The organism is Stenotrophomonas sp. RG-453, assembly GCF_033843685.1.
Lineage (GTDB): Bacteria > Pseudomonadota > Gammaproteobacteria > Xanthomonadales > Xanthomonadaceae > Stenotrophomonas > Stenotrophomonas bentonitica_A.
The window spans coordinates 254,207-271,841 of the sequence record NZ_JAMYED010000003.1; the positions used below are offsets into that span (position 1 = coordinate 254,207).

Annotated in this window: 15 protein-coding genes and 1 tRNA gene; 15 read left to right on the forward strand and 1 reads right to left on the reverse strand. The window is 66.6% G+C overall.

What is annotated here, in order from left to right:
* Window positions 1-43: 43 nt before the first annotated feature.
* From folP to NJD74_RS06875, 15 genes are all read left to right on the forward strand, one after another.
* On the forward strand, window positions 44-943 hold the full coding sequence (gene folP, locus NJD74_RS06805) for a dihydropteroate synthase (protein WP_102788299.1): 900 nt from the start codon (window positions 44-46) through the stop codon (window positions 941-943).
* The gene (gene miaA, locus NJD74_RS06810) at window positions 943-1,896 is read left to right on the forward strand and encodes a tRNA (adenosine(37)-N6)-dimethylallyltransferase MiaA (protein WP_102788499.1); all 954 of its coding nucleotides are present in this window, start codon (window positions 943-945) and stop codon (window positions 1,894-1,896) included. The genes folP and miaA overlap by 1 nt, the downstream gene beginning before the upstream one ends.
* Window positions 1,897-2,003: 107 nt before the next feature.
* On the forward strand, window positions 2,004-2,285 hold the full coding sequence (gene hfq / locus NJD74_RS06815; protein ID WP_019183319.1) for an RNA chaperone Hfq: 282 nt from the start codon (window positions 2,004-2,006) through the stop codon (window positions 2,283-2,285).
* A gap of 26 nt (window positions 2,286-2,311) precedes the next feature.
* Window positions 2,312-3,622, forward strand: a complete 1,311-nt coding sequence (gene hflX, locus NJD74_RS06820) for a ribosome rescue GTPase HflX (protein ID WP_070427094.1) — start codon at window positions 2,312-2,314, stop codon at window positions 3,620-3,622.
* A 138-nt stretch (window positions 3,623-3,760) separates the two neighbouring features.
* Window positions 3,761-4,255 (forward strand): CinA family protein, encoded by a 495-nt coding sequence (locus NJD74_RS06825; protein ID WP_019183317.1) that lies wholly within the window; start codon window positions 3,761-3,763, stop codon window positions 4,253-4,255.
* Window positions 4,256-4,291: 36 nt separating this feature from the next.
* Window positions 4,292-5,971 (forward strand): 2-polyprenylphenol 6-hydroxylase, encoded by a 1,680-nt coding sequence (gene ubiB, locus NJD74_RS06830; RefSeq protein WP_102788300.1) that lies wholly within the window; start codon window positions 4,292-4,294, stop codon window positions 5,969-5,971.
* Window positions 5,972-6,362: 391 nt separating this feature from the next.
* Window positions 6,363-7,013 carry a transcriptional repressor LexA gene (gene lexA, locus NJD74_RS06835; RefSeq protein WP_019183315.1) on the forward strand — a complete coding sequence of 217 codons (651 nt, stop codon included), beginning with the start codon at window positions 6,363-6,365 and terminating at the stop codon, window positions 7,011-7,013.
* A 203-nt stretch (window positions 7,014-7,216) separates the two neighbouring features.
* Window positions 7,217-8,257, forward strand: a complete 1,041-nt coding sequence (gene recA, locus NJD74_RS06840) for a recombinase RecA (RefSeq protein WP_026069798.1) — start codon at window positions 7,217-7,219, stop codon at window positions 8,255-8,257.
* Window positions 8,258-8,367: 110 nt separating this feature from the next.
* Entirely contained in the window at window positions 8,368-8,859 is a 492-nt protein-coding gene (gene recX, locus NJD74_RS06845; RefSeq protein ID WP_019183313.1) for a recombination regulator RecX, read from the forward strand.
* Window positions 8,860-8,966: 107 nt separating this feature from the next.
* A complete protein-coding gene (gene alaS / locus NJD74_RS06850; RefSeq protein WP_319623860.1) occupies window positions 8,967-11,615 on the forward strand; it encodes an alanine--tRNA ligase in 2,649 nt (882 codons plus the stop codon).
* A 144-nt stretch (window positions 11,616-11,759) separates the two neighbouring features.
* The gene (gene csrA, locus NJD74_RS06855; protein ID WP_019183311.1) at window positions 11,760-11,963 is read left to right on the forward strand and encodes a carbon storage regulator CsrA; all 204 of its coding nucleotides are present in this window, start codon (window positions 11,760-11,762) and stop codon (window positions 11,961-11,963) included.
* Between the two features lie 81 nt (window positions 11,964-12,044).
* Window positions 12,045-12,137, forward strand: a tRNA-Ser gene (locus NJD74_RS06860).
* A gap of 327 nt (window positions 12,138-12,464) precedes the next feature.
* Window positions 12,465-13,106 (forward strand): ankyrin repeat domain-containing protein, encoded by a 642-nt coding sequence (locus tag NJD74_RS06865; RefSeq protein WP_080341551.1) that lies wholly within the window; start codon window positions 12,465-12,467, stop codon window positions 13,104-13,106.
* A gap of 115 nt (window positions 13,107-13,221) precedes the next feature.
* Entirely contained in the window at window positions 13,222-14,370 is a 1,149-nt protein-coding gene (locus NJD74_RS06870; protein ID WP_046273628.1) for an aldo/keto reductase, read from the forward strand.
* Window positions 14,371-14,652: 282 nt separating this feature from the next.
* Window positions 14,653-16,791 carry a TonB-dependent siderophore receptor gene (locus tag NJD74_RS06875; protein ID WP_102788303.1) on the forward strand — a complete coding sequence of 713 codons (2,139 nt, stop codon included), beginning with the start codon at window positions 14,653-14,655 and terminating at the stop codon, window positions 16,789-16,791.
* 58 nt (window positions 16,792-16,849) lie between these two features.
* Here NJD74_RS06875 and NJD74_RS06880 read toward each other — a convergent pair whose 3' ends face one another.
* Window positions 16,850-17,551: a pirin family protein gene (locus NJD74_RS06880; protein WP_070470639.1), complete on the reverse strand. Its 702-nt coding sequence runs from the start codon at window positions 17,549-17,551 to the stop codon at window positions 16,850-16,852.
* Window positions 17,552-17,635: the final 84 nt, after the last annotated feature.

Below are 17,635 nucleotides of genomic sequence, written 5' to 3' on the forward strand. Positions count from 1 at the left end.
GTCCGGCGTAAACTACGCGCTGGCGTACTTCGTGGATCTGCCCATGTTCGACATTTCTCCCCAGCTCGATTGCGGCGGCCGCTTGCTGCGGCTGGATCGCCCGCGGGTCATGGGCATCGTCAATGTCACCCCGGATTCGTTCTCCGACGGCGGTGAGCACGGCAGCGTCGAGGCCGCGGTCGCACACGGCCTGCAGCTGGTCGCCGAAGGTGCCGACCTGCTCGACATCGGCGGCGAGTCGACCCGGCCTGGCAGTGCGCCGGTGCCGCTGGACGAAGAACTGCGCCGGGTCATCCCGGTGATCGAGCGCCTGGCGCGCGAAACTTCCGTGCCGATCAGCATCGACACTTTCAAGCCCGAGGTGATGCGTGCCGCCGTTGCCGCCGGTGCCGGCCTGATCAATGACATTCATGCGCTGCGCCAGCCCGGTGCGCTGGAGGCTGCCGCCGAGCTCGGCGTGCCGGTGGTGTTGATGCACATGCAGGGCGAGCCGGGCAGCATGCAGGACACCCCGCACTACGACGATGTCGTCGCCGAGGTGCATCGTTTCCTGACCGAGCGCATGTTCCAGGCCGAGATGGCCGGCGTCGTCAAGAAGCACCTGATCATCGATCTGGGCTTCGGCTTCGGCAAGACCACCGAACACAACATGATCCTGCTGGCGCGCTCGGACCGTTTCCTTGAGCTCGGTGTCCCGATGCTGGCTGGCCTGTCGCGCAAGCGCAGCATCGGTGAGCTGACCGGTCGTGAACAGCCGCGTGACCGCGTGGCCGGTTCGGTCGCCGCGCACCTGATCGCTGCCCAGCGCGGCGCAATGCTGCTGCGCGTGCACGATGTCGCGGCCACGGTCGATGCCCTGAAGGTGTGGGCGGCGGTGGATGCCGTGCCGATGCCGCGGGTCTCGGCCGCACCGGCGATGCCGCGCTGGCCGGACGAGGACTGATGGCCGTCGACCAACGCCCGCTTGCGATCGCGGTGATGGGGCCGACCGCGTCGGGCAAGACCGCCACCGCGATTGCGCTGGCCCAGCAGTTGGACGGTGAGATCGTCAGCGTCGATTCGGCCCTGGTCTACCGCGGTCTGGATATCGGTTCGGCCAAACCCGACGCCGCCGAGCGCGCCCAGGCCCCGCATCATCTCCTCGATGTGCGCGACCCGTGGCAGACCTATTCGGCGGCAGAGTTCGCCGGCGACGCTGCCCGGGCCGTGCGCGACATCATTGCGCGCGGCCGCATGCCGATTCTGGCCGGTGGTACCGGGCTGTACTTTCGTGCCCTGCTGCAGGGCCTGTCGCCGATGCCTGAAGCCGATCCGGCGGTGCGCGCGCAGATCGCGGCCGAGGCGGCCGGGCAGGGCTGGGCGGCGATGCACGCCCAACTGGCCGATATCGATCCGGCAGCGGCAAAGCGCATTCATGCGACCGATCCACAGCGCATCCAGCGGGCGCTGGAAGTCCATCGCCTGACCGGCACCCCGATCAGCGAATGGCAGAAGCTGCCTGGTGTGGACCGGCTGCCGGTGCGGGCGCTCAAGCTGGTATTGGCCCCCCGCGAGCGCAAGGTGCTGCACCAGCGCATCGAAACCCGGTTCGACGCGATGCTGGATCACGGTTTCCTGGATGAAGTCCGCGCGCTACGCGCCCTGCCGGCCATGGCCGGGGTGGCCGCGCCGCTGGATCTGCCGGCCGTACGCGCGGTCGGCTACCGGCAGGCATGGGAATACCTGGGCGGGCAGGGGACGGCCGCCGAGTTCCGTGAGCGGGGTATCCAGGCCACCCGGCAGCTGGCCAAGCGGCAGCTGACCTGGTTGCGCGGGGAGCTTGATGCGCGCTGGTTCGATCCCCATTTAGAGAAGGCTTCCCTGGCGGATGCGGTGTCGACCTTCGTCGCACGCTGAGTCCACGCCGCCACCCACCCGCCCCGTGTACCATCAAGGGTTCCGGCGGGCGGCGGGGGCCGTGGCAACTGCCGGAAGACCATAAAAACAATAATCAGGAGTGTGCAATGTCCAAGGGGCAATCGCTGCAGGATCCGTTTCTGAATGCACTTCGGCGCGAACGTGTGCCGGTGTCGGTGTATCTGGTCAATGGCATCAAGCTGCAGGGGACGATTGAATCGTTCGACCAGTTCGTGGTGCTGCTGCGTAACACGGTGAGCCAGATGGTGTACAAGCACGCCATTTCGACCGTGGTACCGGCGCGCAATGTGAAGGTCGGGCCCGGTGGTGGCTATGTGCAGTCCAACGATGGCGCCGAAGGCGTCCAAGGTGATGACGACGTTGAGTGACAGTGTGAAAAATTCTGGAGAACTGCGTGTTTGACCGTTCCAAGCGAGGCGAACACGCACTCCTGATCCAGCCGCACGCCGGCCGGCTCGAAGATGACGTGCTTGAAGAGTTCACCGATCTGGCCCGCTCCGCCGGGGCCAGCATCGCGGCCACGTTGACCGCGCGCATCGATCGGCCCAATCCGTCGATCCTGATCGGCAGCGGCAAGCTGGACGAGGTCAAGGCCGCGGCCGAGGCCACCGGCGCTGACCTGATTCTGGTCAACCACGCCCTGTCGCCGGGGCAGGAGCGCAACCTGGAGCGGTTCCTGGAGCGGCGCGTGATCGACCGCACCGGGCTGATCCTGGATATCTTCGCCCAGCGTGCGCGCAGCCATGAAGGCAAGCTGCAGGTGGAACTGGCGCAGTTGCGCCACATGTCCACGCGGCTGGTCCGCGGCTGGACCCATCTGGAGCGCCAGCGCGGTGGTTCCATCGGCCTGCGTGGCCCGGGTGAGACCCAGCTGGAAACCGATCGCCGCCTGCTGCAGAAGCGGGTGGAGCAGCTGCAGAAGAAACTGGAAAAGGTGGAAGTGCAGCGCACCCAGATGCGCCGTGCCCGCCTGCGCAGCGAACTGCCGCGCGTCGCCTTGGTGGGTTACACCAACGCCGGCAAGTCGACCCTGTTCAACGCGTTGACTGGCGCCGAGGCCTACGCGGCGGACCAGCTGTTCGCGACGCTGGACCCGACGGTGCGCCGCATCGCACTGCCCGGTGGCAGCGTCGTGCTTGCCGATACCGTCGGTTTCGTCCGCGACCTGCCGCATGACCTGGTGGCTGCGTTCCGCTCGACCTTGTCTGAAGCCCGCGAAGCGGACTTCCTGCTGCACCTGGTCGACGCCGCCGATCCGCACCGTGAGGAGCGCATCGCGCAGGTCGATGAGGTGCTGACTGCCATCGGCGCGGGCGATCTGCCGCAGCTGCTGGTGTTCAACAAGATCGACCGCATCGACGGGGCCGAGGTGCGCCACGATGGCCAGGACGGCATCCCCGACAGCGCCCGTCGCGAACGGGTCTGGATTTCCGCCCGCGACAACGTGGGCCTGCCGCTGCTGCAGTCCGTGCTGGGCAAGCGTCTGGGCCTGCAGCACGTCAGTGGCGAGCTGCGGCTGCCGCCAAGTGCCGGTCGCCTGCGGTCGCGTCTGCACCAGCTGGAGGTCGTGCGCAGCGAAGCAACCGATGAAGACGGTTGGCTGCTCCAGGTTGAGATTCCGATCGCCGAGGCCGAGAAGCTGGCGGCCGGCGAGGACGGCGCACCGATCCGCGCCATGCTCCCGGAAAAACTTCCGGAGTGGTGAGGGGTGTGCCGGCCGCTGGCCGGCATCCCATGATCCTGAGGGTACGCGACCCTCCGTCGCACCCGGCGACACACGACATCACCCACGATTTCGGCTAAAACTGGGGGCGTTCGTTCCCCCGTTGATCCAGGATTCCCCATGACCGTTCCTTCCGACGCCGAGCTCGGCGCCCTCGCCAGTGACGTGGGCCAGCGGCTGCAGCAGGCCTCGCTGCAACTGGTGACCGCCGAGAGCTGTAGTGGCGGCTGGATCGCCAAGGCGATGACGGATATCGCCGGTTCCTCGGCGTTCTTCGACTGCGGCATGGTGGTGTACAGCTACGAAGCCAAGCAGCGTCTGCTTGGCGTGCGTGCGCAGACGCTGGAGCAGTTCGGCGCGGTCAGCCGCGAGACCGTGCTGGAGATGGTCTCCGGCGCGTTGATCAATTCCGGAGCGGGCATCGCCGTGGCGGTGACCGGGATCGCCGGGCCGGGCGGCGGAAGCGAGGACAAGCCGGTCGGCAGCGTCTGGATCGGCTGGAAGGGCCGGGGCGGCTACGCCCGTGCGCAGTTGTTCCAGTTCGACGGCGACCGCGAAGCCATACGGCGGCAGACCGTACAGCAGGCGCTGACGGGAATCTTCCCCCTGTTGTGACATCCTGACCGCGTGTGCTGACAGGAGAGTGGGCCGATGTGGGAAACGCTGGGTACCGTGCGTGACCTGGGGCGATTGCAGGAAATCGCGTCGGTCCTGATCCGCTATGGCTTCGGCGATCTGGTGCGCCGGATCGGCTTGGCCGATGTGCTTGAGCGTGCCGGCCGCCTGCTGCACTGGAACGACACCCAGCAGATGCTGCGGATGACCGCGCCGGTGCGCGTGCGCCGCGCGATGGAGGATCTGGGTCCGACCTTCGTCAAACTCGGCCAGGTGCTGGCCACCCGCGTGGACCTGTTCCCGCCGGACTGGATCGCTGAATTTTCCGAACTCCAGAACGCGGTACCGGCGCTGCCGTACGCGCAGGTGCGGGACCAGCTGGAGCGCGACCTGGGCGCGCCGGCGACGGAGGTGTTCGCGTGGCTGGATGAAACCCCGATGGCCGCCGCCTCGCTGGCACAGGCCCATCGCGCGACCCTGCATGACGGCACTGCCGTGGTGCTGAAGATCCGCCGTCCCGGTATCCGCGACGTGATTGAAGCCGACCTGCGCCTGCTGGCGCGCCTTGCCGAGATCGTCGAGGCGCGGCTGCCCGATCTGCAGCGCTACCGCCCGGCCGAGGTGGTGCAGCAGTTCCAGGTGTCACTGCGCCGCGAGCTGGATTTTGCCGCCGAATGCCGCAATGCCGAACGCATCGCGCGCAACTTCCAGGGCCGCAATGACATCCTGATTCCCAATGTGCACTGGCAGTGGACCTGCGAAAGCCTCAACGTGCAGGACTTCGTTGATGGTATTCCGGGCCGCGACCTGGCCGGTGTCGATGCAGCCGGCCTGGACCGCGTGCAGCTGGCCCGGACCGGGGCGCGCATCGTGCTCAAGATGGTGCTCGAGGATGGCTGTTTCCACGCCGACCCGCACCCGGGCAACATCATCTACCTGCGCGACGGCCGGATCGGCGTGATCGATTTCGGCATGGTCGGCGCGATTTCCGAACAGCGCCGCTTCCAGGTCGCCCAGCTCCTGCACGGCCTGGTCACGCAGGAGCCCGAGCAGGTGGCCGACGTCCTGCTGGACTGGGCCGGTGGCGTGGAGGTGGACGAATCGCGGCTGCAGCAGGACATCAGCACCTTCGTCGACCAGTACCGCGGGGTGCCGCTCAAGGACCTGCACATGGGCCTGATGCTGGGCAACATCACCCAGCTGCTGCGCCAGTACGCGCTGACCCTGCCGGCCGATCTGGCCCTGATGATCAAGACCTTCCTGACCCTGGAAGGGATGGGCCGCCAGCTTGACCCGCAGTTCGACATGGCCAGTGCCGCGCGTCCGTACCTGGAACGGGTGATGTGGCAGCGTTACTCGCCCGGCGCCATGCTCAAGCGCGGCAAGCGCAGCCTGGTGGGAGTGATGGACCTGGTCAGCGACCTGCCGCGCGATGTCCGCCGACTGCTGCAGATGGCGCGCCGCGGGCGGCTCCAGCTCAAGGTCGAGACCACCGCACTGCAGGGCTTCGGCGACCAGGTCAACCGCGCCGCCAATCGGCTGGTGATGGGCATCGTGACCGCTGCGCTGATCATCGGCTCCTCCATCGTCATGCACAGCGTCGGCGGCGTCTCCAGCCGCTGGCTGCTGGCGCTGGGCGTGGCCGGCTTCATCGGCGCCGGGTTCTGTGGCGTGTGGATCCTGTTTTCGATCTGGCGCAGCGGCAAGAACCCATAGGGTTCCTGCCGCTGGGATCCGAAGGATCCCAGCAACGTGCCGCCGACGCCGCACGTCGCGCGTAGAGCCGACCGTTGGTCGGCTGCTCTTGGCTGACCGGGCCGGTCATCGTATTCCCCAGGTAGCGCCACGCCCTGCGTGGCTGCTCCCCATCCCGCGCCAGGAATGCCTGACCCAGGAAATGGCAGAGGCTCAACGCCGGAGGGATGGCCGCATGCGGCACGCGCCCGCAGCGCCAGGCATTGCCGTGCTGCGCGCGGTCACCGACCAACGGTCGGTGGCTACAGGCGTTGCTGGCGTCTTCGGCCGGGGCCCGGACCACCGTCCTTGTAATGGCTCTTGCTCTGCGGGCACTTGCGTGCCCGCATCGTTAGTAGTAATACTACTAACCATGGACCTGACCGATACCCAGCAGGCGATCCTGCAGTTGATCGCCGAGCGTATAGAGACCGATGGCGCACCGCCGTCGCAGACCGAAATCGCCCGCGCGTTCGGCTTCAAGGGCGTCCGCGCGGCCCAGTACCATCTGGAAGCGCTGGAGCAGGCCGGGGCGATCCGCCGCATTCCGGGCCAGGCCCGCGGCATCCGCCTGGTCCAGGCACCGGCGCTGCAGAGCGGCCTGCCCGAATCGCTGCCCGCCTCGGCGCTGCCGGACCACGTCCTGCGCCTGCCGGTGCTGGGCCGGGTCGCGGCCGGTCTGCCGATCGGTGCGGACATCGGCTCGGATGACTTCGTGGTCCTGGACCGGGTGTTCTTCTCGCCCGCGCCGGACTACCTGCTGAAAGTGCAGGGCGATTCGATGATCGACGAGGGCATCTTCGACGGCGACCTGATCGGCGTGCACCGCACCCGTGACGCGCGCTCCGGCCAGATCGTGGTGGCCCGCATCGATGACGAGATCACGGTCAAGCTGCTGAAGATGGGCAAGGACCGGATCCGCCTGCTGCCACGCAATCCCGATTACAAACCGATCGAAGTGCTGCCGGACCAGGACTTCGCGATCGAAGGCCTCTATTGCGGGTTGCTGCGGCCCAACCGCTGACCCTGTTCCCCCTGAATCACGCGCGGTCTTTTGTGGCACATCTCTGGTTTTGCTGAGGTTGGTACGGATGTCCGATAATTTTTTTCCGAACGCCGGGCAGAATCTCAGCCCGTGCGATACGCCAGCCTTAAAGTGAACCCATGGCCAAGAAGACTTCCAAAGACAGCACCTCCACCGATACGACCTCTGCAAGGACCACTCCGATGGACGAAAACAAAAAGCGCGCCCTCACCGCCGCGCTGAGCCAGATCGAAAAGCAGTTCGGCAAGGGCGCCGTGATGCGCATGGGCGACCGTGTCGTCGAGGCGGTCGAGGTCATCCCTACCGGTTCGCTGATGCTGGATATCGCACTCGGCATCGGCGGCCTGCCAAAGGGCCGTGTGGTGGAGATCTACGGTCCGGAATCGTCGGGCAAGACCACCCTGACCCTGCAGGCGATCGCCGAATGCCAGAAGAAGGGCGGTACCGCCGCCTTCATCGATGCCGAGCACGCGCTGGACCCGATCTACGCCGCCAAGCTGGGCGTCAACGTGGACGACCTGCTGCTGTCGCAGCCGGATACCGGTGAGCAGGCGCTGGAAATCGCCGACATGCTGGTGCGCTCCAGCTCGGTGGACATCGTGGTGGTCGACTCGGTCGCCGCGCTGACCCCGAAGGCTGAAATCGAAGGCGAAATGGGCGACCAGCTGCCGGGCCTGCAGGCCCGCCTGATGAGCCAGGCGCTGCGCAAGCTGACCGGCAACATCAAGCGCTCCAACACCCTGGTGGTCTTCATCAACCAGCTGCGCATGAAGATCGGCGTGATGATGCCGGGCCAGAGCCCGGAAGTGACCACCGGCGGCAACGCGCTGAAGTTCTACGCCTCGGTCCGCCTGGACATCCGCCGTATCGGCGCGATCAAGAAGGGCGACGAGATCATCGGCAACCAGACCAAGATCAAGGTGGTCAAGAACAAGCTGGCGCCGCCGTTCAAGCAGGTGATCACCGAAATTCTGTACGGCGAAGGCATCAGCCGCGAAGGCGAGCTGATCGACATGGGCGTGGAAGCCAAGCTCGTCGAAAAGGCAGGCGCCTGGTACAGCTACGGCGAAGAGCGCATCGGCCAGGGCAAGGACAACGCCCGCGGCTATCTGCGCGACAACCCGCAGGTTGCCCAGCGTCTGGAAGCCGAGCTGCGCGAGAAGTTCCAGCCGGAAGAAGCCGTGCGTGAAGGCGGCGACGACGCCGAAGACGACGCCGAGTGAGTTTCCTGCGGGGCAGGGCGGCGCCGTCAGTGACGCCTGCCCTGGCCCGCAGTTCCACCAATCCCCGACGGGATGGCGCCAAGGATGGCGCACTGTAATGATAGGCGGCCATGCACGATTCCGATCCCCCCGCACCCCGGCGCAAGCGCCGTGTCCAGGAACAGACGCCGGTCCAGCGGGCGTTGGGGTTGCTGGTGCGCCGCGAGCATTCGCGCAAAGAGCTGACCCGCAAGCTGCAGGCCCGGGGCATCGAGAACGAGGCCGCCGAAGCGGCCGTCAGCAAGCTGGCCGAGGCCGGCTGGCAGGACGACACCCGCTTTGCCGAGAATCTGGTCCGGATCCGGGCCAATACCGGCTATGGGCCGATCCACATCCGCGCCGAACTGGGCACGCATGGCCTGGATAGTGATCAGATCGCTGCCGCCATGGATACTTTCGAAGGCGACTGGACCGAGAACGCCCGCGACCTGGTCTGCCGCCGTTTCGGCGAGGCCGGCCCGCAGGAACTGCCACAGCGGCGCAAAGCGGCCGATCTGCTGGCCCGCCGCGGCTTCCCCGGCGACAGTATCCGCCAGGCCACCCGTTACGACCCTGAGGACTGAGCGGCCCGGGCCTGATACCCTTTGTGGTTTCGGCGGTCCTGCAGTTGACACCCGGCCATTGGGGCTGCGTGCCAGGGACTGACCGGCCCGCACAAAGCCAGCCCCCCATGAACGCATCCGTCAAATTCACTACCTCCCAGATCCGCAGCGATTTCCTTGAGTTCTTCAAGGGCAAGGGTCATACGATCGTGCCGTCGGCGCCGTTGGTGCCGGGCAATGATCCGACCCTGCTGTTCACCAATTCCGGCATGGTGCAGTTCAAGGACGTGTTCCTTGGCGCCGAGAAGCGCAGCTACGTGCGCGCGGCCGACGTCCAGCGCTGCCTGCGCGCCGGTGGCAAGCACAACGACCTGGACCAGGTCGGTTACACCGCGCGCCATCACACCTTCTTTGAAATGCTGGGCAACTGGTCCTTCGGCGATTACTTCAAGAAGGATGCCATCGCCTGGGCATGGGAGCTGCTGACCCAGGTCTGGAAGCTGCCGGCCGAGCGCCTGCTGGTCACCGTCTACCAGACCGATGACGAGGCCTACGCGCTGTGGCGCGACATGGTCGGCATTCCGGAATCGCGCATCGTGCGCATCGGCGACAACAAGGGTGCGCCGTTCGCCTCGGACAACTTCTGGCAGATGGCCGAGACCGGCCCGTGCGGTCCGTGCACCGAGATCTTCTATGACCACGGCGACCACATCGCCGGCGGCCCCCCGGGCTCGCCCGACGAAGACGGCGATCGCTTCATCGAGATCTGGAACCTGGTCTTCATGCAGTTCGACCGCCAGCCCGACGGCACCCTGGTGCCGCTGCCGGCGCCGTGCGTGGATACCGGCATGGGCCTGGAGCGCCTGGCCGCGATCCTGCAGCACGTCCATACCAATTATGAAATCGACCTGTTCCAGGCGCTGATCCGCAAGGCCAGCGAGCTGACCGGCATGGCCGATCTGGAGAACAAGTCGCTGCGCGTGATCGCCGATCACATCCGCGCGTGTTCGTTCCTGATCGTCGATGGCGTGCTGCCGTCCAACGAAGGCCGCGGCTACGTGCTGCGCCGTATCATCCGCCGCGCGCTGCGCCATGGCTGGATGCTCGGCGTGCGCCAGCCGTTCTTCAGCAAGCTGGTGCCGACCCTGGTCGAGCAGATGGGCGTGGCCTATCCGGAACTGCCGGCCCAGGTCGACACCGTCGTGCGCGCCCTGCAGGCCGAGGAAGAGCGTTTTGCTGAAACGCTGGATTCGGGCATGAAGATCTTCGACGACGTCGCGGCCAAGGTCAGCAACGGCGTGATCCCCGGCGTGGATGCGTTCCGCCTGTACGACACCTACGGTTTCCCGCTCGATCTCACCCAGGACATCGCGCGCGAGCGTGACCTGACCGTGGACATCGACGGCTTCAACGCCGCGATGGAGACCCAGCGCGAGACCGCGCGCGCGGCCGGCAAGTTCGGCGGCGGCGTGACCCTGTCGGCCGATCTGGTCGCCACGCTCAAGCCGACCGTGTTCCTTGGGTACGACCGCCTGCAGGCCGACGACCTCACCGTGGTCGCCATCCTCAAGGACGGCCGCCCGGCGGAGACCGCCCAGGCCGGTGACGACGTCATCGTGCTGACCAACCAGACCCCGTTCTACGCCGAATCCGGCGGCCAGGTCGGCGACAACGGCACCCTGACCGGCGCGGGCGTGCAGGTGGACATCCGCGACACGCAGAAGTTTGCCGGCCAGTTCCATGGCCATGTGGGCACGCTCACCCAGGGCAGCCTGAAGGTCGGCGACGTGCTGTCCGGCCAGGTCGATGGCAAGCGCCGCGGCGCCACCATCCTCAACCACTCGGCCACCCACCTGCTGCATGCCGCCCTGCGCGAAGTGCTGGGCACCCACGTGCAGCAGAAGGGCTCGCTGGTTGCGCCTGATCGCCTGCGCTTCGACTTCTCGCACTTCGCGCCGATCAGCGCCGAGGACCTGGCGATCATCGAGCGCAAGGTCAACGAGCAGGTGCGTGCCAACAACGCGGCCGAAGTCCACAACATGGGCATGCAGGAAGCGCTCGACTTCGGCGCGATGGCACTGTTCGGCGAGAAGTACGGCGAACACGTGCGCGTGCTGAAGATGGGCGACTACTCCACCGAACTGTGTGGCGGTACGCATGTCTCGCGCACCGGCGACATCGGTCTGTTCAAGATCACCGCCGAAGGTGGCGTGTCCTCCGGCGTGCGCCGTATCGAAGCGGTGACCGGGCAGGGCGCCCTGGATTACGTGGCCCATGAAGAAGCCCAGCTGAGTGAAGCGGCCGCACTGCTCGGCGGTAACGCCGGTGACGTGGTCGACAAGATCCGCCAGCTCGGCGAGCGCCAGAAGAAGCTCGAGCGCGAACTCGACGCACTCAAGGCCAAACAGGCTGCGGGCGCGACCGCCGATCTTGGCGCCGGCGCAGTGGAGGTCAAGGGCGTCAAGATCCTGGCCGCGCGCCTGGAAGGCTTCGACGCCAAGGCCCTGCGCGATGCCATCGACCGCCTCAAGCAGCAGCTCGGTGATGCGGTGATCGTGCTGGCCGGCACCCAGGACGGCAAGGCCGCCTTGGTCGCGGGCGTGAACGGCAGCGCAATGGGCAAGGTCAAGGCCGGGGAACTGTTGGCCCATATCGCCAGTCAGATCGGGGGCAAGGGCGGCGGCCGCCCGGACCTCGCCCAGGGTGGTGGTGAGGACGGGCCCGCCCTTGCTTCTGCACTGGCCGCCGTCGTCGACTGGGTCACCCCCCGTATCTGAACAACCTGACGGTTCCTGCTCCTTGAAGGGGCGGGAGGCCTGACGGTACTATGGCGAATCTTTTCCCGTTGTCGTGGGGCGCTCTTGCCGGGGCGCCAAGCCGGTGGGGAAATGCCACCACCGGTTCCCTGGAGACTTGAACAAATGTTGATCCTGACTCGCCGCGTAGGCGAAACCCTGATGATCGGTGACTCGGTCAGCGTGACCGTGCTCGGCGTCAAGGGCAACCAGGTGCGTATCGGTATCACCGCTCCGAAGGACGTGGCCGTGCACCGCGAAGAGATTTACCAGCGCATCCAGCGCGGTGATGAGCCGAATGCATCCGGAAGTGAAAATTCTTCGGATTAAGGCTTTACCTGAGGGCGCGGAAAACGTTATTATTCGCGCCCCCGCTGAGATGATTCATCGCAGTGGCGGACCAAGAACACTGGAGCGGTGCCCGAGTGGCTGAAGGGGCTCCCCTGCTAAGGGAGTATAGGGCTTAAAACTCTATCGAGGGTTCGAATCCCTCCCGCTCCGCCAGTTGTAGAAAAGGCCTTCGTACGCAAGTACGGAGGCCTTTTTCTTTATGCGATCCGGCTCAGGCGACCGATGTGCAGGCCGCCTCGATCCGATACCCAACCGGATCGATAAGGAAGGCGGCGTAATAGTGATCGCCATACGCATGAAACCGGCGGAACGCGCGTCGGCCGACGCATTCGGATGGCGAATGCAGTCGATCCCCAATCTTCATTGGTGCCGGCGCGGCGGCTCGGCTACGGTCGTTCTCCAGCGGCGCCCACCGGGCGCCCCCGTGGAAGGAGCAGGAACATGTCGATGGGAAGGAGGTCGCTACGCGGCTGGGTGGTCATGAGCCTGCTGATGGGCATGGTCATGCCGGCCGGTGCCGCTTCGTTGGATGAGCGGCTGCATCGGGCAGCGGAGAAGGGCGATGCCACTGCAGTGCGTACGCTGCTGGGGCAGGGCGCCAGGGTGGATGCGCGCGGCGTGGCGAAGGCGACACCGTTGCTGGTTGCGACCCACCACAATCACGTGGAGGCCGCGCTTGCGCTGATCCAGGCGGGTGCCGACGTCAATGCCAAGGATGCGATCCAGGACAGCCCCTATCTCTACGCCGGTGCCCGCGGGCATCTCGAGATCCTGCGCGCGACCCTGGCGGCCGGTGCGGACTTGAAGAGCACCAATCGCTACGGTGGCACTGCACTCATTCCGGCGGCCGAACGCGGGCACGTGGAGACCGTGGCGACGCTGATCGCTGCCGGCGTCGAGGTGGATCATGTCAACAACCTGCAGTGGACCGCGCTGCTGGAGGCGATCATCCTCGCCGATGGCGGCCCGCGGCATGTCGAGATCGTCCGTCAGCTCATCGCGGCGGGCGCGGATGTGAACCTGCCCGATGGTGACGGCGTTAGCCCGCTGCAGCATGCACGCCAGCGCGGGTACCGCGCGATCGAGACGCTGCTTCTCGCCGCCGGCGCTGCCCAGGGCTGAGCATCCGCACGGCGGCGGGGGGAGCAATGTTGCCGCTGCCTTGACGCGGCAACGGCATGCTCTGCACCACCGTTCTGCGACGCTGTGCGCTTCCCCCGCAGAATCAGGAGTCGCCGTGAACGCACGTCGCCACTTCCTCTCCGTTGCAGCCGCCGGCACCGCAGCCTTCGCCGCTTCACCGTTGATGGCGCAGTCGTCCGGCCCGGGCAGCGTCCTGCCCACCCGCGGCCAGGCCTCGACGAAACCCTTGCCCGGCAATCCGGCGCAGCAGGGCAGGCGCTATCGTCCGCAGACCCGCCTGGGCCTGGGCGGTGTCGCGATCGGCAATGGCTTCGCGGCCGCCAGCGACGCACAGAGTGAAGCCACGCTGGCAGCGGCCTATGCGGCAGGCGTGCGCTATTACGACACGTCACCCTGGTACGGGCTCGGCCTGAGCGAGCGCCGCTACGGCCATCACCTGCACAACCACCCGGCGCGCGAGTACACGCTGTCGACCAAGGTCGGCCGGCTGCTGACCGCGACCGCCGGTGAACTGCAGGAGGTGATGTGGAAGGATCCCTCGCCGTTCCATTACCGCTACGACTACTCCGCCGACGGCACGCGGCGTTCGGTGGAGGACAGCCTCAACCGGCTTGGTGTGTCGCAGCTGGATGTGGTCTTCATCCATGACCTCTCGCCGGACAACGAGAAAGACCTGGGCATGCCGTGGGAGCAGCGCTTCGCGGAAGCGGCGAAGGGCGCCATGCCAGCACTGACCCGCATGCGCGAGGAGGGCTTGATCAAGGCGTGGGGCTTCGGTGTGAACCGTCCCGAGCCCGCCCTGCGTGCGGTGGCCGAGGCGGATCCGGACATCTTCCTGCTCGCCTGCCAGTACTCGCTGCTCGACCACGAGCAGGCCCTGCACGACACCTTCCCCAAGATCGCCGCACACGGAGCATCGGTAGTGGTCGGCTCGCCGCTGCTGGCTGGCTACCTGGCTGGGCGCGATCGCTATCTGTATGACGGCAAGGTGCCGTCGTGGGCGCCGGAAAAGCGTGCCAGGGTGCAGGCCATCTGTGATCGCCATGGCGTGGACCTGCGCACCGCGGCGCTGCAGTTCGCCGATGCGCCGGAGGTGGTCTCGGCGGTCATTCCGGGCGCGCGCACGCCCGAACAGGTGCTGGCCAACGTCGCTTCCATGTCCGTGGCGGTGCCGGGCGCCTTCTGGGCAGAGCTCAAGCAGGAAAAGCTGATTGCCTCCGATGCGCCGGTGCCGCGCGGCTGACCAGGCCGAAGCGCCGGCAGATCGCTTGAGCTGAGCGGCGCGCCAACCCGACCCATCACGCCCCGCGCCCAGTGGGGCGTGGCCGGGCGCCGTCCGCGTCCCTGGGCGGGCTGGCCTTCCGCTGGCCCGCCGGATGCGGCATCATGCCGCCCAATCGTTCCCTCCAGCCGCCGCCAGAGGAATCCCTTCCTGCCTGGAGGCATTGCCGTGTCCGTCGTTCCGTTCCGTGTTGCCCCGATCCATTCGGGTCGTCGTCGTGCTGTTCCCTCGATCTCCCCGCTGATGCAGGCGATGGGCTGCGTGCTGGGCCTGGCCCTGTCCGCGTCTGCCGTGCAGGCCGAAGAGGCGCCGGCGGGCGAGGCACCTGCCAAGGACGGCGCACAGACCCTGCAGACCGTGCAGGTCACCGCCAACCAGCTCGGCACCGTCACCGAGGGCAGTGATTCGTACACGCCCGGCACGATCGCCACCGCCACCCGCCTGGTGCTCAGTCCGCGCCAGACGCCGCAGTCGATCAGCGTGATCACCCGGCAGGAAATGAACGACTTCGGGCTCAACGGCATCGATGACGTCATGAAGGTCACGCCCGGCGTGAGCATCGTCACCTATGACAGCGAGCGCACCGAGTACTACGCGCGTGGCTTTGCGGTGCAGAACTTCCAGTACGACGGCATCCCGATGGCGCGCGATTCGGCCTACTCGGCCGGCAACACGCTCAGCGACATGGCCATCTATGACCGCATCGAAGTGCTCAAGGGCGCCACCGGCCTGCTGACCGGCATGGGCGATCCGGGCGCGACCATCAACCTGGTGCGCAAGAAGCCGACCCGCGAACTGGCTGGCAGCGCCACGCTGGGCGTGGGCTCGTGGGACAGCTATCGCGCCGAGGTCGATGTCGGCGGGCCGCTCACTGAAAGTGGCCGCGTGCGCGGCCGCGTCGTGGGCGCCTACCAGGACAAGCATTCCAATGCCGACCACTACCAGCGCAGCAATGAAGTCTTCTACGGCATTCTCGAGGCCGACGTCGGCGAGAGCACCCTGCTGACTGTCGGTGCCGATTACCAGGACAGCGATCCGGAAGGGTCCAGCTGGGGTGGCATTCCGCTGCTGGACAGCGAGGGCAACTTCAACAGGATGCCGCGCTCGTTCAACAACGGCGCACGCTGGAGCCGCTGGGGCCAGTACGCCCGTACCGGCTTCGCCACGCTGGAGCACACCTTCGCCAATGACTGGGTCGCCAAGTTGCAGCTCAATCACCAGGTCAACGGGTATGACGCCTCGCTGGGCGCGGCGGCCGGTGGCAATCCCGATCCGGTCACCGGTGAGGGCGTGAGCATGTGGCTGGGCCAGTACATCGGCAAGACGACCAGCAATGCGGCCGATCTGTACGTCAGCGGCAAGTTCGAGTGGTTCGGCCGGCAGCATGAGCTGGTGGTCGGTGGCAGCGTGTCGCGCAAGCGCTGGGTCAACAACGGCTACTCGCCGCAGCCGGGCTATGTCAGCAGCGTTGCCGACTACTACGCCTGGACCGGCGATGTGCCCGAGCCGGATTGGCAGTGGGGCTACGGTGACAACCAGGTCACCCGCGAAAGCGGTGCCTACGTGGTGGGCCGTTTCGACCTGGCCGATCCGCTCAAGCTGATCCTCGGCAGCCGCATCGCCAACTACAAGTCTCCGGATACCGACGAGAGCGGCGTGGTCGTGCCGTATGCCGGCCTGGTGTACGACCTCAATCGCAACGTCTCGGTGTTCGCCAGCTACAGCACCATCTTCAAGCCGCAGGGCAACCAGGACGAGCAGGGCCGGGTGCTCGATCCGCTGGAAGGGCGCAGCTACGAAGCCGGCCTGAAAGCGGAGTTCTACGATGGCCGCCTCAATGCCAGTGCGGCGGTGTTCCAGCTGGAACAGGACAACTACGCGCAGCCGACCGGCGGCAGGACGCCGAGTGGCGGCATCGCCTATGAAGGCCTGATGGGCGTGCGCACCAAGGGATATGAGCTGGAGGTGTCCGGTCAGCTGGCGCCGGGCTGGCAGGTGCAGGGCGGCTACGCGCACAAGATCGCGCGCCAGCAGTCCGCCAAGGTCTCCACGCTGGAGCCGGAAGACCAGTTCAGCGTGCACACCAGCTACCGGCTCACCGGTGTGGCTGATGGCTGGAGCCTCGGCGGTGGCGCGCGCTGGCAGGGCAGCACCTTCGGCACCATCACCAACCCGGCCACCGGCGGAAGCCAGGTCCATCGCACCGAGCCCTATTGGCTGCTCGATGCGATGGCGCGTTACCAGTTCAATGACCAGCTCTCGGCGACGCTCAACGTCAACAACCTGCTGGACAAGCACTACTACACGATCTTCAGCTGGTACAGCACCTACACCTGGGGTGAGCCTCGCAACGTCCGGCTGACGCTGAACTACAGATTCTGATCCACGCAACGAACGACACCCCGGGCAACCGGGGTGTCTGCGTTTCCGCGCCTGGTGATTACAGCGCGACGTCGAACACGATGACTTCCGCATCATTGGCGTTCTCCAGCGTCAGCTGCGCCTCGTCGCTGACCTGCAGCGCATCGCCGGTTTCCAGGGTGATGCCGTTGACCTGCAGCTGCCCGCGGGCCACCTGTACATAGGCGCCGCGGCCCGGGGCCAGCGGCAGGTGGACGCGCTCGTCACCGTCCAGGATCGTGGCGTAGAGGTTGGCATCCTGGTGGATCAGCAGCGAACCTTCACGGCCATCGCGCGAAGCGATCAGGCGCAGCTGGCCGCGCTTGGTCTCCGGCGCGAAGTGGGTCTCCTGGTAGCTCGGGGTGATGTTTTCCTGATCGGGGAACAGCCAGATCTGCAGGAAGTGCACCGCCTCGTCGGCCGAGTGGTTGAACTCGCTGTGGCTGACGCCGCTGCCGGCGCTCATGCGCTGCACATCGCCGTAGCGCAGCACCGAACCGGTGCCCATCGAGTCCTTGTGCTCCAGCGCGCCGCCGAGCACGTAGGAGACGATCTCCATGTTGCTGTGGCTGTGGGTGCCGAAACCCTGGCCGCCCTGCACGCGGTCTTCGTTGATCACCCGCAGCGGCCCGAAGCTGACGTAGCGCGGGTCGTAGTAATTGGCGAAGGAGAAGGTGTGCATGGAGTTCAGCCAGCCATGGTCGGCCTTGCCACGGGTGTTGCTCTTGCGGATCTGCAGCATGGGAATCTCCTGGGTGTTCGATGGTTTCGATGGCGGTCCGGGGTGGTCGCTGCCGTTCCCTTTCCTGTTGCGGCCAGTATCCGC